The sequence below is a fragment of the Amorphus suaedae genome (assembly GCF_053629675.1).
Window position 1 is genome coordinate 2902501 of sequence record NZ_JBRJIT010000001.1, and the last position, 14834, is coordinate 2917334.

At 67.5% G+C, this 14834-nt stretch carries 9 protein-coding genes; 2 read left to right on the top strand and 7 right to left on the bottom strand.

Going from position 1 to position 14834, the window contains the following annotated elements:
* Positions 1 to 285: 285 nt before the first annotated feature.
* Positions 286 to 2220: a M23 family metallopeptidase gene (locus tag AB7M35_RS12925; RefSeq protein ID WP_453960323.1), complete on the top strand. Its 1935-nt coding sequence runs from the start codon at positions 286 to 288 to the stop codon at positions 2218 to 2220.
* Between the two features lie 83 nt (positions 2221 to 2303).
* On the opposite strand, the gene AB7M35_RS12930 is transcribed toward AB7M35_RS12925, so the two are convergent.
* Complete coding sequence (locus AB7M35_RS12930; protein ID WP_453960324.1) at positions 2304 to 3338, bottom strand: aldo/keto reductase; 1035 nt, start codon at positions 3336 to 3338, stop codon at positions 2304 to 2306.
* Positions 3339 to 3438: 100 nt separating this feature from the next.
* Between AB7M35_RS12930 and AB7M35_RS12935 the strand changes: the two genes are divergently transcribed.
* Positions 3439 to 4359, top strand: coding sequence for a LysR family transcriptional regulator (locus AB7M35_RS12935; RefSeq protein ID WP_453960726.1), 921 nt, complete (start codon positions 3439 to 3441; stop codon positions 4357 to 4359).
* 111 nt (positions 4360 to 4470) lie between these two features.
* On the opposite strand, the gene clpB is transcribed toward AB7M35_RS12935, so the two are convergent.
* The 6 genes from clpB to AB7M35_RS12965 all read right to left on the bottom strand — a co-directional run bounded on the left by clpB (position 4471) and on the right by AB7M35_RS12965 (position 14703).
* On the bottom strand, positions 4471 to 7071 hold the full coding sequence (gene clpB, locus AB7M35_RS12940; RefSeq protein WP_453960325.1) for an ATP-dependent chaperone ClpB: 2601 nt from the start codon (positions 7069 to 7071) through the stop codon (positions 4471 to 4473).
* 633 nt (positions 7072 to 7704) lie between these two features.
* The gene (locus AB7M35_RS12945; RefSeq protein WP_453960326.1) at positions 7705 to 8412 is read right to left on the bottom strand and encodes a DUF4167 domain-containing protein; all 708 of its coding nucleotides are present in this window, start codon (positions 8410 to 8412) and stop codon (positions 7705 to 7707) included.
* A 583-nt stretch (positions 8413 to 8995) separates the two neighbouring features.
* The gene (gene prmC, locus AB7M35_RS12950) at positions 8996 to 9853 is read right to left on the bottom strand and encodes a peptide chain release factor N(5)-glutamine methyltransferase (protein WP_453960327.1); all 858 of its coding nucleotides are present in this window, start codon (positions 9851 to 9853) and stop codon (positions 8996 to 8998) included.
* Positions 9846 to 10916 (bottom strand): peptide chain release factor 1, encoded by a 1071-nt coding sequence (prfA, locus tag AB7M35_RS12955; protein ID WP_453960328.1) that lies wholly within the window; start codon positions 10914 to 10916, stop codon positions 9846 to 9848. The genes prmC and prfA overlap by 8 nt, the downstream gene beginning before the upstream one ends.
* A gap of 190 nt (positions 10917 to 11106) precedes the next feature.
* Entirely contained in the window at positions 11107 to 13368 is a 2262-nt protein-coding gene (gene ptsP / locus AB7M35_RS12960; protein ID WP_453960329.1) for a phosphoenolpyruvate--protein phosphotransferase, read from the bottom strand.
* 75 nt (positions 13369 to 13443) lie between these two features.
* Positions 13444 to 14703 carry an aspartate kinase gene (locus AB7M35_RS12965; RefSeq protein WP_453960330.1) on the bottom strand — a complete coding sequence of 420 codons (1260 nt, stop codon included), beginning with the start codon at positions 14701 to 14703 and terminating at the stop codon, positions 13444 to 13446.
* Positions 14704 to 14834 lie beyond the last annotated feature (131 nt).

Here is a 14834-nt window from a genome sequence, read left to right on the forward strand (position 1 = left end):
GGCTCCTGCCGCCCTCTGATCCGGCATCTCCGCGCGTCCCGCTCTCCGGGCAAAAGCCGGCGCGTTCGGCGGCTTCAATTGCTTGACAGACGGCGGGGGCCGCGCCAGTTTCGATCACCCATTCTGACGAACTGTTTCAGCTCGTCATCTTTCTGCCACCTGGGATGACTTTGGTGTCCACTCGGACCTGTCCGTGTGAGCGCGTTTGAGCGATTCGTCCGCAAATCGAGGCCCAACGCAGCGACAATGAAAGTCGGCTGGCACACCCAAGCCATCGAAAACGCCGTGGATCTCGGTGAGGAACCCCCGCTCGTCGTCGGACCGAGCGGGCCGGAGGCGTTCGGTCGCCGGTCGGTGAGCATCCGCTGGCTGGCGGGAACCGTGCTGACCGGGATCACCTCGACGGTGCTGATGGGCGGCGCGCTGATCGGCGCGCTCGATGGACGCTATTCGATCACCCTGCCAGCCTCGGCGAACGTCGGCGAAATGACCGCCACGACGCTCGGCGCCGGCCCCGCCTCCAAGAGCGACCGCATCATCCCGGCCGCCGAAGAGATTTCCAACAAGCAGATCGTCGAGGTCAGCACGGTCACCCGCATGGGCGATCGCAACCTCATCAAGATGCAGCCCTACGCGCTGGTCACCGCCAGCCTGATCACGCGGTCGAGCGAGATCGTCAACGACATCCCGCCGTTCAACCCGCTGTCGATCTTCTCCGACACCACCGTGTTCCCGAGCCGGGTGACGACCGACGCCATCTACGATGCCCAGGTCGACGGCGAGATCAGCATCACCGAGCACGATTTCCCGACGGGCGACGACGTGACGCTCGCCCCGAGCGCCGAGGTCTCGACCGAGGAGGCCGAGGCCCAGCTCCGCGAGCAGCAGTGGTTCGACGGGACGGCGTCGGTGGAGTTCGCCAACACGTCTCTCGCCTCCGACCACCGGTTCGACTTCGCGCTCGCCGATCCGCGCAACATGACGGACGCCGCCATCAGCATCGTCCCGGAGAACGTCTCCGAGCTGATGAAGCACGACGAGGAAGGGGCGGCCTCGGGCATCGCCTCCGACGAGGTCATTTCGCTGGTCGCCAAGGGCGACACGCTGGAAAGCATCCTGTCCCAGTACGGCGCGCAGCCCGACAGCATCAAGGCGATCGAGGACGTCTTCAAGACCGCCTGGAAGGTCGACGAGCTGTCGCCCGGCCAGACGGTGCGCATGGAGATCGACCGCTACGGCTTCGACGACAACGCCGGCGCCCGGCCCGTCCGCGTGAGCCTCTACGACGACGCCAAGCACATCGCCACCGTGGCGATGACCGACGACGAAACCTTCGTCGCCGCGGAAGCGCCGGAAGACGCGATGCCGGACGTCGACGTCGCCGACATCAACCCGGCGCCCTCACCGCAGGGCCAGGCACCGACGATCTACGACTCGCTGTACCAGACGGCCCTCCAGCACGACATTCCGGAGGACCTGATCGACGACCTGGTGCGCACCTATTCGTTCGACGTCGACTTCAACGGGCGGGTGCGCCCGGGCGACCAGTTCACGGTGTTCTACGCCGTCCACAACAAGACGGACGATGCGCCGCCCGAGGTGCTCTACACGTCGCTGGTGGCGGGCGGCGTGGAACGGCGCTTCTACCGGTTCCGGACGCCCGACGACGGGTCCGTCGACTTCTATGACGAGACCGGCAAGAGCGCGCAGAAGTTCCTGATGCGCAAGCCGATGGCCCGCGGCGTTTTCCGGTCCGGCTTCGGCGGCCGCCGGCATCCGATCCTGGGCTACAGCCGCCCTCACAACGGCGTCGACTGGGCCGCCCCGCGTGGCACGCCGATCTTCGCGTCCGGCAACGGCACCATCGAGGAAATCGGCTGGAAGTCGGGCTATGGCCGCTGGACACTGCTCAAGCATGCCAACGGCTACGAGACCGGCTACGGCCATCAGTCCGGCTTCGCCGACGGCCTCAAGGAAGGCAGCCGCGTCCGCCAGGGCCAGGTGATCGGCTACGTCGGGTCCACCGGCCTGTCGACCGGCCCGCACCTGCACTACGAGGTTCACGTGAACGGCCGCCCGGTCGACCCGCTGCGGATCCGTCTGCCGCGCGGCCGGGAGCTCGCCGGCGAGCAGCTCGACACGTTCGAGAAGGAACGCGCCCGCATCGACACGCTGGTACGGCGCGAGATCCCGGCCGACGCCCGCATCGCCCAGAACTGATCCGGGCTCGAACGAGCGGCCTTCGGTTCATGGACGGGCCCGATGCCCGTCGATGACGGAGACCACTGCCCCGACCTTCGCAATCAGACGAGCGGAGGATTGAGCCGGGCGAACCCCTCCTGACGGCGATACGGAAAATAGGGATAGGGTGCGGTAACGGCGCTCGCCGCGTCCAGCCGGGCGATCTGATCCGGCGTGAGGGACCAGCCCACCGCACCGAGATTGTCGCGGAGCTGGCGCTCGTTGCGCGCCCCCACGATCACCGATGCCACGGTCGGCCGGGCCAGCAGCCAGTTGATGGCGATCTGGGGAACCGTCCGCCCGGTTTCCTCGGCGAGCGCGTCGAGCACATCGACGATGGAATAGAGCCGCTCTTCGTCGACCGGAGGTCCGAAATCGGCGGTGGCGTTCAGGCGGCTGCCTTGCGGCAGCGGCACGCCGCGCCGCACATGCCCGGTGAGCCGGCCCCACCCGAGCGGGCTCCAGACCAGCGCGCCGACGCCCTCGGACGCGGCCAGCGGCATCAGCTCCCACTCGTAGTCCCGCCCAACCAGGGAATAATAGACCTGGTGGGCGACATAGCGGGGCAGGCCATGGCGGTCGGCCAGAGCGAGCGACTTCATCAGCTGCCAGCCGGCGAAGTTGGAGACGCCGACATAGCGCACCTTGCCGGCAGCGACGAGATCGTCGAGGGCATGAAGCACCTCTTCGATCGGCGTGCCCGCGTCGAACGCATGCAGTTGCAGCAGGTCGATGCGATCGGTCTCCAGGCGCCCTAGCGCATCGTCTGTCGAGGCCATAAGCCGCGTGCGCGACGTGCCGGCCTGCCACGGGCCGTCGCCCATCGGCAGCCCGAGCTTGGTCGAAATCAGCACGTCGTCGCGACGCCCCTTGATCGCCGCGCCGAGCACCGATTCCGACGCTCCCTCGGAGTAGACGTCCGCGGTGTCGAACAGATTTGCCCCCATCTCCAGGCAGATGTCGACGAGGCGCCGGGCCTCGCGCACGTCCGTCGTCCCCCAGTTTCCGAACAGCGGACCGGTGCCCCCGAACGTCCCCGTGCCCAGGCTGAGGGCCGGGACGATCAAACCTGAATGCCCCAATCGCCGGTAATGCATCGCGTCATCTCCTGTCTCGCGTTTCAGAACGGAGATGGACGGCGGGAGCAAAGTGCACTAGCGGGAACGAAGGCATCTCTTTCCTGAATGGAAATCATCAATCGACATGGCAGAGATGAACCGAGCCGCCGAGATGATGGTATTCGTGCGCGTGGTCGAGGCGGGTGGATTTGCCGCGGCCGCCCGAGCGAGCCGCCTGACCCCGTCAGCCGTCAGCAAGCTGGTGTCGCGCCTGGAGGGACGCCTCGGGACGCGGTTGATAAACCGGACCACACGCAGCCTTGGCGTCACGCCGGAGGGTGCCGCCTTCTACGAGCGCAGTGTCCGCATCCTGGCGGACATCGATGAGGCCGAGCGGCTGGCGGGCGGCGGAGAAAGGCCGGCCGGAAAGGTGCGGCTGAGCACCAGTGCGGCCTACGCCACCCACGTCCTCATCCCCGTCCTGCCGGCCTTCCTGCGCGCCAATCCGGAGATCAGTGTCGATCTCACTCTGACCGACACCGTCATCGATCTTCTGGGTGAGAGCGTCGACGTCGCCGTGCGTGCCGGCCCCTTGGAGAGCAGCGGGCTGATCGCGCGCAAGCTCGGATCAACGCGGATGGTGGTCGTTGGGTCGCCGGATTATCTCGCCCGGGCGGGGACGCCAGACCAGGTGAGCGATCTCGACCGGCACATCACGCTCGGTCTCTGTACCGCCCGATCCGTCGAACATTGGCCGTTCGTGGTGGACGGACGGCCTGAAACCGTGCCGACGCTGGGCCGGTCCCAGATCAACGATGGCGAAGGCCTTCGCCAAATGGCGCTCGCCGGCACCGGACTTGCCCGGCTGGCCCGCTTCATGATCGGGGCGGACATTGCCGCCGGCCGGCTGATCCCAGTGCTCGAGGCGTTCAACCCGGGAGACAGCAAGGACTTTCACGCTGTCTATCTCGGCCGCGGCGGACCGATACCCGCCCGCGTGCGCGCGCTGATCGACTTTCTCGTCGAACGCGGCCGGATTCCGTCCGAAGCCCCGCGCTGAGCCGGCAGCGGCGACAGGACAAAAGAAAGCCGGGACCGACTGCTGTCGATCCCGGCCTTCAGCTCTAAGCTACCGCCGTCAGCCAAGGGGCACCCGGCGGAGGCATGGTCATCAGGCGGCGGCGCTTTCGGCCCGTGCCGGCTCGAACACCAGCCGCTCGCCGGCCGGCGTCACCTTGACCGTGTCGCCATCCAGGATCACGCCCTGGAGGATCTTCTCCGCCAGGGGATCCTGGACTTCCTTCTGGATCACCCGCTTCAGCGGACGGGCGCCATAGACCGGATCGTAGCCCTTGTTGGCCAGCCACAGCCGGGCCTTGTCGTCCAGGTCGAGCGTGATCTTCCGGTCGACCAGCAGCTTGCGCAGGCGCTTGAGCTGGATGTCGACGATCGAGGCCATCTGGTCGCGCCGGAGCCGGTGGAACAGAATGATCTCGTCGAGCCGGTTGAGGAACTCGGGCCGGAAGTGGCCGCGGACCGCGGTCATCACCAGCTCGCGCACCGCGTCGACATCCTGATCGTCGGGCTGGTTCGCCAGATACTCCGAACCCATGTTCGAGGTCATCACGATCAGCGTGTTGCGGAAGTCGACGGTGCGTCCCTGGCCATCGGTCAGGCGACCGTCGTCGAGCACCTGCAGCAGCACGTTGAAGACGTCCGGATGAGCCTTCTCGATCTCGTCGAACAGGATCACCTGGTACGGACGCCGTCGCACCGCCTCGGTGAGCACGCCGCCCTCCTCGTAGCCGACATAGCCCGGAGGCGCGCCGATCAGGCGGGACACCGAGTGCTTCTCCATGAACTCCGACATGTCGATGCGCACCATCGCCGTGTCGTCGTCAAAGAGGAACTCGGCAAGCGCCTTGGTCAGCTCTGTCTTGCCGACGCCCGTGGGGCCGAGGAACATGAACGAGCCGATCGGCCGGTTCGGATCCTGGAGACCCGCACGTGCGCGCCGCACGGCCGAGGAAACGGCGTGCACCGCCTCCGCCTGGCCGACGACCCGACGCTCCAGCGCATCTTCCATGCGAAGCAGCTTGTCGCGCTCACCCTCGAGCATCCGGTCGACCGGAATGCCGGTCCAGCGGGAGACGATCTGGGCGATGTGCTCGGAGGTCACCGCCTCTTCCATCACGTCGCCCTTCTGTTCGCTCTCCTCCATCACCGCGAGCTTGCGCTCGAGGTCCGGAATGACGCCGTAGGCGAGCTCGCCGGCGCGCGCGAGGTTGCCGTCCCGCTGGGCCTTGTCGAGATCGATGCGCGCGTGGTCGAGCTGCGTCTTCAGGTCCTGCGCGCTCGAAAGCTTCTCCTTCTCCGCCTGCCAACGCGAGGTCATCTCCGACGAGCGTTCCTCGAGATCGACGAGCTCCTTCTCAAGCTTCGACAGCCGGTCCTTGGACGCCTCGTCACTCTCCTTCTTCAGCGCTTCCCGCTCGATCTTGAGCTGGATGATGCGCCGGTCGAGTTCGTCGAGCTCCTCGGGCTTTGAATCCACCTGCATGCGCAGCCGCGCCGCCGCCTCGTCGACGAGGTCGATTGCCTTGTCCGGCAGGAAGCGGTCGGTGATGTAGCGGTTCGACAGCGTCGCCGCCGACACGATCGCCGAGTCGGAGATCCGCACGCCGTGATGCAGCTCGTACTTCTCCTTGAGCCCGCGCAGGATCGAAATCGTGTCCTCGACCGTCGGCTCGTCGACGAACACCGGCTGGAAACGACGCGCCAGCGCGGCGTCCTTCTCCACGTGCTTGCGGTACTCGTCGAGGGTCGTGGCGCCAACGCAGTGGAGCTCGCCGCGCGCAAGCGCCGGCTTCAGGAGGTTCGACGCGTCCATCGCGCCGTCCGCCTTGCCCGCGCCGACGAGCGTGTGCATCTCGTCGATGAACAGCACGACGCCGCCTTCGGCCGACTCGATCTCCGACAGGACGCCCTTCAGGCGTTCCTCGAACTCGCCGCGATACTTCGCGCCGGCGATCAGCGAGCCCATGTCGAGGGCGAGAAGCTGCTTGTCCTTGAGGCTTTCCGGCACGTCGCCGTTGACGATGCGCAGGGCGAGGCCTTCGGCGATGGCCGTCTTGCCGACGCCCGGCTCGCCGATCAGCACCGGATTGTTCTTGGTGCGGCGCGACAGCACCTGGATCGTGCGGCGGATCTCCTCGTCGCGGCCGATCACCGGGTCCAGCTTGCCGTCGCGGGCGGCCTGGGTCAGGTCGCGCGTGTAACGGCGAAGCGCCTCGTACTGTCCTTCGGCACCCGCGGTGTCGGCCGTCCGGCCCTTGCGCAGGTTGTCGATGGCAGCCTCCAGCGCCTGCGGGGTGACGCCCGCCTGCTTGAGGATCTTGGAGGAATCGGCATCGCCTTCGCTGGCCAGCGCGAGCAGGAGCCGTTCCACGGTGACGTAGGAATCGCCCGCCTTCTTGGCGAGCTTCTCGGCCGCCTCGAACACCTTTCCGGTCGCCCGCGCGAGGTAGAGCTGGCCCGCGCCGGAGCCCTCGACCTTCGGCAGCTTGGCGAGCGCGGCCTCGACGGCCTGGAGCGCCTCGTCGGCGCGGCCGCCGGCGCGCGTGATCAGCCCCGCCGCCAGCCCTTCCGGGTCGTCGAGCAGAACCTTCAGTACATGTTCGGGGGTGAATTGCTGGTTGCCCTGGTTCATCGCCAGGGTCTGCGCCGACTGCAGGAAGCCACGCGCGCGATCACTGTATTTTTCGAAGTCCATCTGGCTCTTCTCCTTCGTGCGCACCGTCCATCGAGGCCCGGCGTCACGTTTCACACGACCGGCACCTCCGCGTCCTTTCGAAAGGTACGCACGAGAGCGGCCATGACACCTTGAGATCGATCATGTCTCCGGCTGCCGACCAAGGCGGCACGGACGATCGGACAAGACAAAAACGGCCCCGTTGCGGCGACCGCGACACCTCATATGGTGTGGCCGTAATGCAACAAAAGAGGTCGGGAGAAGGAAAAATGTGCGCCGTTAAGCGCTCTCGTCAGGCCAGTCGGCCGCGGGGGCATGAAGGGCCGGCGTGGCGCCGGTCCGGCGCGTTTCGGCAACCAGGGAAGAGCTTCGGCGGCCACGGAGGGCACGAATGAAGCGCTGGGAGCTATTGCTGCTCCGGCGGACGTGTCGATCCGATCGAAAGCGTAGCGCTGCCCGCGCGCATGCGCGGACGTGGCAGGCGTCACACCCGCGTGCGAACAGGACCGGCGGGGACACCGGCGCGACGCCTTATGGCGTCAGCTGAACGTGGATTGGTCAACCGCGACCGGCAGTTCCGCGCTGCGGAACGCGACGGCGCTGCGATGATCGCCCGAGACGGCACCGGGGGCGGCAAGCCACCCCCGGCGTGTCTTATGCGTCGGACGGTGCCGTTTCGTTGCCAGGCTGCGGTGCTGCGGCCTCGCCGGCAGCATCGGCGCTCGCACGCCGCGGCCGCCCACGCGGGGTGCGCGGTGCACGGGCACGACGGCGCGGTTTCGCCTCGCTCGCCTCATCACCGCCGGACGGCGCCTCAGCGGCCTGATTGCCGGAACCGGAGGCTTCGGCCGCCTGATCGGAATTGCCGTCGTCACCCGACGACCGGTCGGCATCGATCTCGGCGCGGCCGGATCGGTGGCCGTTTCCGTTTCCATTCCCGTTGCCATTTCCATGGCCGTTCGCGCCGTGACGCTCGAAGCCGGAATCGCTGGGCTGGTCGGAGGCCGCCGGGTCCGAATGGCCGTTTCCATTCTGCCCGCCGCGATGCTGACCGTACTGCTGCGGCTGGTCGTCGCCGTCCTGGTCATCGTCGCGCTGGCTTGACTGCTGCGGCTGGTTGGGACCCTGCGCCGCAGCCAGGATCCGGAAATAGTGTTCCGCATGCTGGAGATAGTTCTCGCCCATCACGCGATCGCCCGAAACCTGGGCATCCCGAGAAAGCTGGAGGTACTTCTCGGCAACGTGGAGAGCGGTCCCGCGGATTTTCACATCGGGTCCGTTCGATTCGAACGTCTTCGTCAGCGGATTCGGTCCCTTCCGGTTCCGACCGCGCAGTCGCTTGTTAGGATTACCTTGTCGCATCCGATCGTTTCTCGTTCGGAATAACGTAGGCCGTCACCCGGCGAAACTCGCCAAAGCCGGCATCGGCGCCGCAGACTAGAGTCCTTGGGATCGATCGGATCACACTCGGCACTCCAGCACCTCAAAGACGTCCCGCCATCCGACGCGCACGCGTGACATTCGGCAGGCCGCAAACCGGAACGACCCTTGGTCGATGGACCTGGGGCTGGTTCGCTCCAGCAGTTTGAGATCGAACATCTTTCCGCTCTCAGGTCCGTTCCTGGTGGCGGGATGCTCTAACCGAATCCCACAGTCGTCCCGAGACTGCGACTTCGCAGTGCCGAACTCCCGAGAAGAGCGATCGGCAGGCGAAGGCAGTCGAGAATGACGCGGTGGTCAGCGGCCTCCTCTTGGGCGCAAGGTCTCGGTTCCATCGCACATGTGCAATCGAACCGGTTGGGCATCCACTTAAATGTCACCAAGTGTGGTGAGGGTTGCCCGTAACCCCGTCGGCACCCGGAACGTAGCGATTTCCTTAGCGATTTCCAAGAGTAAAAATCCCACGGGGTGCCGCTAAAAGCAGCTTCGGGCGCATATTCTCGCCTCATTGCCATTCGGCCCGAAGAACCCGGGGCCGGTCTTCGAGGTCGCGGATGACCTGCAACCGCGCCAGGTGCGCCGCGCCGAAGATTTCGGCGACTGATTCGGCCTGACCGATCCCGAACTCCACCAGCACCACGCCCTTCGGCGACACCAGCCCGGAGGCGACGCCGGCAAGTTGCCGGTAGAACGCGAGCCCATCCGGGCCGCCGTCGAGTGCCGCCCGTGGATCGTGCTCGCGCACCTCCCGGTCGAGGTGCGCGATGTCGCCGGACGGGATGTAGGGCGGGTTGGAGACGAGCACGTCCACCGGCCCGCGCGCGGCGGATGCCGCGTCGCAGACGGTGAACCCCGCCCGGCCAGCGACGCCGATGGCCTGCGCGTTGCGTGCGGCCGTTGCCGCCGCGTCGGCGCTGATGTCGGTTCCGAGCCCCGTCGCATTCGGAAGCTCGGAGAGCAGCGCGATCAGGACCGCGCCCGTGCCGGTGCCGACGTCGACGATCCGGACCTGCCGCTGGCGGTCTCCCACCCAATCAAGGACGGCCTGAACGAGCGTTTCCGTGTCCGGCCGGGGTTCGAGCGTTTCCCGCGAAAGCGCCAGATCGAGACCGAAGAACGCGCGCCGGCCGACGATCCGGCCGACGGGTTCACCGGCCAGGCGCCGCGCGATCGCGGCATCGATCGCGGCGGCGTCGGCCGGCGAGAGCGCAGTGGGTTCGGCGACGATCAGCCCCGTCGCAGTGAGCCGGAGGACGTGGGCGACCAGCAGCCGGGCATCGAGTGCCGCGTTCGGGACCTCGGCGGCGCGCAGCCGCGCGCGGGCTTCGACGAGGGCGCGCCCGACGGTCGTCCCGTCAGCCATCCTGCTCGGCCAGAAGCGCCGCCTGATGCTCGGTGATCAGCGCGTCGATGATCTCGTCGAGGGCCTCGCCGGCCAGCACTTCGTCGAGCTTGTAGAGGGTCAGGTTGATGCGATGATCGGTCACCCGCCCCTGCGGAAAATTGTAGGTGCGGATGCGCTCGGAGCGGTCGCCGGAGCCGACCTGCCCCTTGCGCGCCGCGGCGCGTTCCGCGTCCAGCTTCGAGCGCTCCTCCTCGTAGAGGCGTGCCCGCAGCACCTGCATCGCGCGCGCCCGGTTCTGGTGCTGCGACTTTTCCGAGGAGGTGACCACGATGCCCGAGGGCAGGTGGGTGATGCGCACGGCGGAGTCGGTGGTGTTGACGTGCTGACCGCCGGCGCCGGAGGCCCGCATCGTGTCGATGCGGATGTCGGAGGCCGGGATGTCGAATTCGACCTGCTCGACCTCGGGGAGAACCGCGACGGTCGCCGCCGACGTGTGGATCCGGCCGCCCGATTCCGTTGCCGGCACGCGCTGAACCCGGTGCACGCCCGATTCGAACTTCAGCCGGGCGAACACCCCGCGGCCGGAGACCGAGAAGATGATTTCCTTGTAGCCGCCGGCTTCGCCTTCGCTCTCCGAAAGCAGTTCGATCTTCCATTTGTGCTTGTCGGCGAGGCGCTCGTACATGCGGAAGAGATCGCCCGCGAACAGCGCCGCTTCCTGCCCGCCGGTGCCGGCGCGCACCTCGACGATCGCGCTCTTCTCGTCCGCTGCGTCGGTCGGCAGCAGGCCGATGCGGATCTCCTGCGCAAGTTCCTCGAGCCGCTCAAGCAGGCCCGGACGCTCGCCCTCCGCCATGGAGCGGAGCTCCTTGTCCGTCGTCCGGTCGGCCAGCATCGCCTCGATGTCGTCGAGCTCGGACCGCACGTCCTTGTAGGCCCGGATCTTCGCGACCAGCGGCTGCAGTTCCGCGTATTCGCGCGCGAGGTCCACATAGGTGTCGGAATCCGCGCCGGACGCCATGCGGCTTTCCAGCATGTCGAAGCGGTCGACCAGGGATTCGAGCTTTTCCTGGGAGAACATGGATTGCGGTCCGGACCTCTTGGATGGACGGCGGCCGGGCTGCGGATCGGATCCGTTGCGCGGGCCATCGCTGCAGTTAACGCATTTTCCGATCGGATCGAAGCGGTGCCTTCGACCAGGAGCGGCTCAAGGCATTGGATCGGGAGCCGTATCCCGACGGGCGAACGCATCGACCCGATCGGAAGCGGCTCTAGAGGGGAATATCGTGCTCCTCGGCGTAGGCTGCCAGGAACGTGCGCATGTTGCCCGGCCAGCGGCCCGGTTCGAGGCGGGGGAGCAGCCGGGCGCGCAGCCGCCCGACATCCAGCGCGCGGGCCATGGCCTTTACCGGACCGATCGCGGCCGGCGGCATCGAGAGCTGCTGGTAGCCGAGGCCGAGCAGCGCCAGCGCCTCCAGCGGGCGGCCGGCCAGTTCGCCGCAGACGGTCACCGGCACATGGGCGCGCTCGCACTCGTCGGCGATGCGCTTGAGGGCGCGCAGGAACGACACGCAGAGCGGATCGAACCGCTTGGAAAGCCGGGTGTTGCCGCGATCCGCGGCCATCATGAACTGGAACAGGTCGTTCGACCCGACCGACACGAAGTCGACGGCGGCGAGGATCTCCTCCAGCTCGAACAGCAGCGACGGGACCTCCAGCATCACGCCGAGCTTGATGGCCTCGGGCGTTTCGTGGCCGTGGCGCTTGAGGTGGCGGATCTCCTTGTCCACCAGCGCGCGCGCCGCGGTGAACTCGGTGACCGACGAGACGAGCGGGAACATCAGGCGCAGCTCGCGGCCGGCCGCCGCATGCAGGAGCGCGCGGACCTGGACGCGCAGAAGGCCCGGACGGTCGAGGCCGAGCCGGATCGCCCGCCAGCCCATCGCCGGGTTCTCCTCGTCCACCGCGCGCAGGTACGGCAGCACCTTGTCGCCGCCGATGTCGAGCGAGCGGAACGTCACCGGCCGGTCGCCGGCGGCCTCGTAGATCCGCCGGTAGAGATCCTGCTGCTCGCGCACCCGCGGCAGGCTGTGCGCCACCATGAACAAGATCTCGGTGCGGAACAGCCCGATGCCGGCCGCTCCCGATTCGTCGAGGTGCGGCAGGTCGACCAGCAGGCCGGAATTGATCATCAGGGTCAGTTCGCGGCCGTCGCGCGTCGTCGCAGGCGCGTTGCGCAGGCGCCGGTACTGGACCTGGCGGCGGGCCCGGAACCGCACCTTCTCCGCGTAGGACCGTTCGATATCGGCCATCGGACGGAAATGGACGGCGCCGGAATCGCCGTCGACGATGACCGCGTCCCGCTCCTCCACCATCGACACCGCGCCGGCGACCTGACCGACCGCCGGAATGCCGAGCGCCCGGGCGATGATCGTCGCGTGGCTGGTCGGACCGCCCTCCTCCAGCACGAGCCCGCGAATGCGTTCGCGGTCGTAGTCGAGAAGCTCGGCCGGCCCCATGTTGCGGGCGACGAGGATTGCGTCCTGGGGGAACGAGGCGGTGCCGTGCGGCCGCCCGACGATTTCGCGCATCAGCCGGTTCGCGAGATCGTCCAGATCGTGCAGGCGGTCCCGCAGATACGGATCGACCGAGCGCAGCATCCGGGCGCGGGTGTCGGACTGGACCCGCTCGACCGCCGCCTCGGCGGTGAGGCCGTTGCGGATGGCCTCTTCCATCTTGCGCGCCCAGCCGCGGTCCTGGGCCACCATCAGATAGGCCTCCAGCACCTCGCGGTGTTCGCCGTGGTGGGCGATCTCCCGGCGCGACAACATCTGGTCGAGGGAGAAGCGCACCTTCTGAAGGCCGTTCTCCAGGCGGCTGAGCTCGAAGTCCGCGTCCTCGGCGATCAGGTTGGTGACCACCACGCGCGGCTCGTGCAGCACCGCGTGACCGAGGCCGACGCCCTCCGACAGGGCAGCCCCCTCGAGATGGATCGGGCGGCGGAGATCCAGCGCCGGGCCCTGCTTGGCCAGCGCCTCGATCTCGCCGGCGGCGATCATCTCCGCGATTACCATTGCGGTGGTCTGGAGCGCCTCGACCTCTTCCTCGTAATAGCTGCGGTGCGCCTTGTTCTGCACCACGAGCACGCCGAGCGTGCGGCCAGACCGGAGAATCGGCACGCCCAGGAAGGCGTTGTAGATCTCTTCTCCGGTCTCCGGCTTGTAGGCGAAGGCGGGATGGTTGCGGGCGTTCGGCAGGTTCAGCGCGCGCGCTTCCGCCGCGATCAGACCGACCAGGCCCTCGCCGATCCTGAGGCTCGTCTGATGGACGGCGTCACGGTTCAGACCTTCGGTGGCGTACAGCTCGAGCACACCGTCTGCCCGAAGGACATAGACGGAGCACACCTCCGCCACCATGTTGGCGGCGATCAGTACGACAATCTTGTCGAGCCGTTCCTGCGCATCGATTGGCTCCGCCATGACTTCGCGGAGCCGTCTGAGTAGGAGGCGCGGACCGGCGAGAGAGCCTCGCATAGTGCCTCCCCGGAACCTCGGTCGCCGATCGACTCCATGCCAAAACGGCCAGCCTCCGTTCGAGGCCAGCCGGCGTCAGGCAGTCGTCGTCTTGTCCAGCCCATATACAGAGTGGAGCGCGCGCACCGCAAGTTCCGCGTATGCCGCATCGATGAGCACCGAGATCTTGATCTCGGACGTGGAGATCGCCCGGATGTTGATCCCCTTCTCCGACAGCGCCCGGAAGGCGGCGGCCGCAACGCCGGCGTGGCTGCGCATGCCGACGCCGATCACCGAGACCTTCACCACGTCCGTGGCGCCCTCGATGGCCGTGTAGCCGATCTCGTCGCTCGCCTTGTCGAGCACCGCGAGCGCGCGGTCATACTCGCTCTGCGGCACGGTGAAGGTGATGTCGGTGGTCGATCCGTCCGGGCTGATGTTCTGGACGATCATGTCGACGTTGATGTGGGCCGCCGCCATGGGGACGAACACCGAAGCGGCCACGCCCGGGCGGTCGGCGACCTGCCGGATCGAGATCTGCGCCTCGTCCTTGGAATAGGCGATGCCGGTTACGATCTGCTGTTCCACGATCTCGTCCTCGTCGCAAATCAGGGTGCCCACGGGCTGGTTGCCGTTCGCCCGGATCGCCTCCGGGTCGTCGAAGCTCGACCGCACGAACGTCCGGACGCCGTGGATCATGGCCAGTTCCACCGAGCGCACCTGCAGTACCTTGGCACCCAGCGAGGCCATTTCCAGCATCTCCTCGTAGGAGACGCGGTCCAGCCGGCGGGCGGTGGACACGATGCGCGGGTCGGTGGTGTAGACGCCGTCCACGTCGGTGTAGATGTCGCAGCGGTCTGCATGAATGCCGGCGGCGATCGCCACCGCGCTGGTGTCGGAACCGCCGCGGCCGAGGGTCGCGATGCGGCCGTCGGGCGCCAGCCCCTGGAAGCCGGCGACGACGGCAACCTGGCCGCCCTCGATCCGCTCGATCAGCTTGTCGCCGACGATCGAGGTGATGCGCGCCGCGCCATGGGTGCCGTCAGTCAGCACCGGCACCTGCCAGCCCTGCCAGGACCGGGCGTCCACGCCCATCGCCTGCAGGGTGAGCGCCAGCAGCCCGGTCGAGACCTGCTCGCCGGACGCAACCACGGCGTCGTACTCGCGCGCGTCGTGCAGCGGCGAGATCGCGCGGCAGTACTCCACCAGCTTGTTGGTCTCTCCCGCCATGGCGGAGACGACGACCGCGACCTTGTGGCCGGCGTCGACTTCGCGTTTGACGTGACAGGCCACGTTGCGGATGCGATCAAGGTCGCCGACGGATGTTCCGCCGAACTTCATGACCAGTCGGGCCATGGTCCAATACCGATTCGTTTGTGAAAAAGGCTAAAGGATCCCCGTCGACGGGTTTCCCGACCGAAGTGGCGGGCTAGATATCACCGTGCTGTCGCCACAGCAACTCGACACGTGACAGCACCCCCGCGCGG

What these genes read in the sequence shown, in the direction of transcription:
- AB7M35_RS12945 (WP_453960326.1), bottom strand. Translation starts at nt 8,412, where the DNA reads ATGCGACAAGGTAATCCTAACAAGCGACTGCGCGGTCGGAACCGGAAG.
- prmC (WP_453960327.1), bottom strand. Translation starts at nt 9,853, where the DNA reads ATGGCTGACGGGACGACCGTCGGGCGCGCCCTCGTCGAAGCCCGCGCG.
- prfA (WP_453960328.1), bottom strand. Translation starts at nt 10,916, where the DNA reads ATGTTCTCCCAGGAAAAGCTCGAATCCCTGGTCGACCGCTTCGACATG.
- AB7M35_RS12965 (WP_453960330.1), bottom strand. Translation starts at nt 14,703, where the DNA reads ATGGCCCGACTGGTCATGAAGTTCGGCGGAACATCCGTCGGCGACCTT.
- clpB (WP_453960325.1), bottom strand. Translation starts at nt 7,071, where the DNA reads ATGGACTTCGAAAAATACAGTGATCGCGCGCGTGGCTTCCTGCAGTCG.
- ptsP (WP_453960329.1), bottom strand. Translation starts at nt 13,368, where the DNA reads ATGCGAGGCTCTCTCGCCGGTCCGCGCCTCCTACTCAGACGGCTCCGC.
- AB7M35_RS12930 (WP_453960324.1), bottom strand. Translation starts at nt 3,338, where the DNA reads ATGCATTACCGGCGATTGGGGCATTCAGGTTTGATCGTCCCGGCCCTC.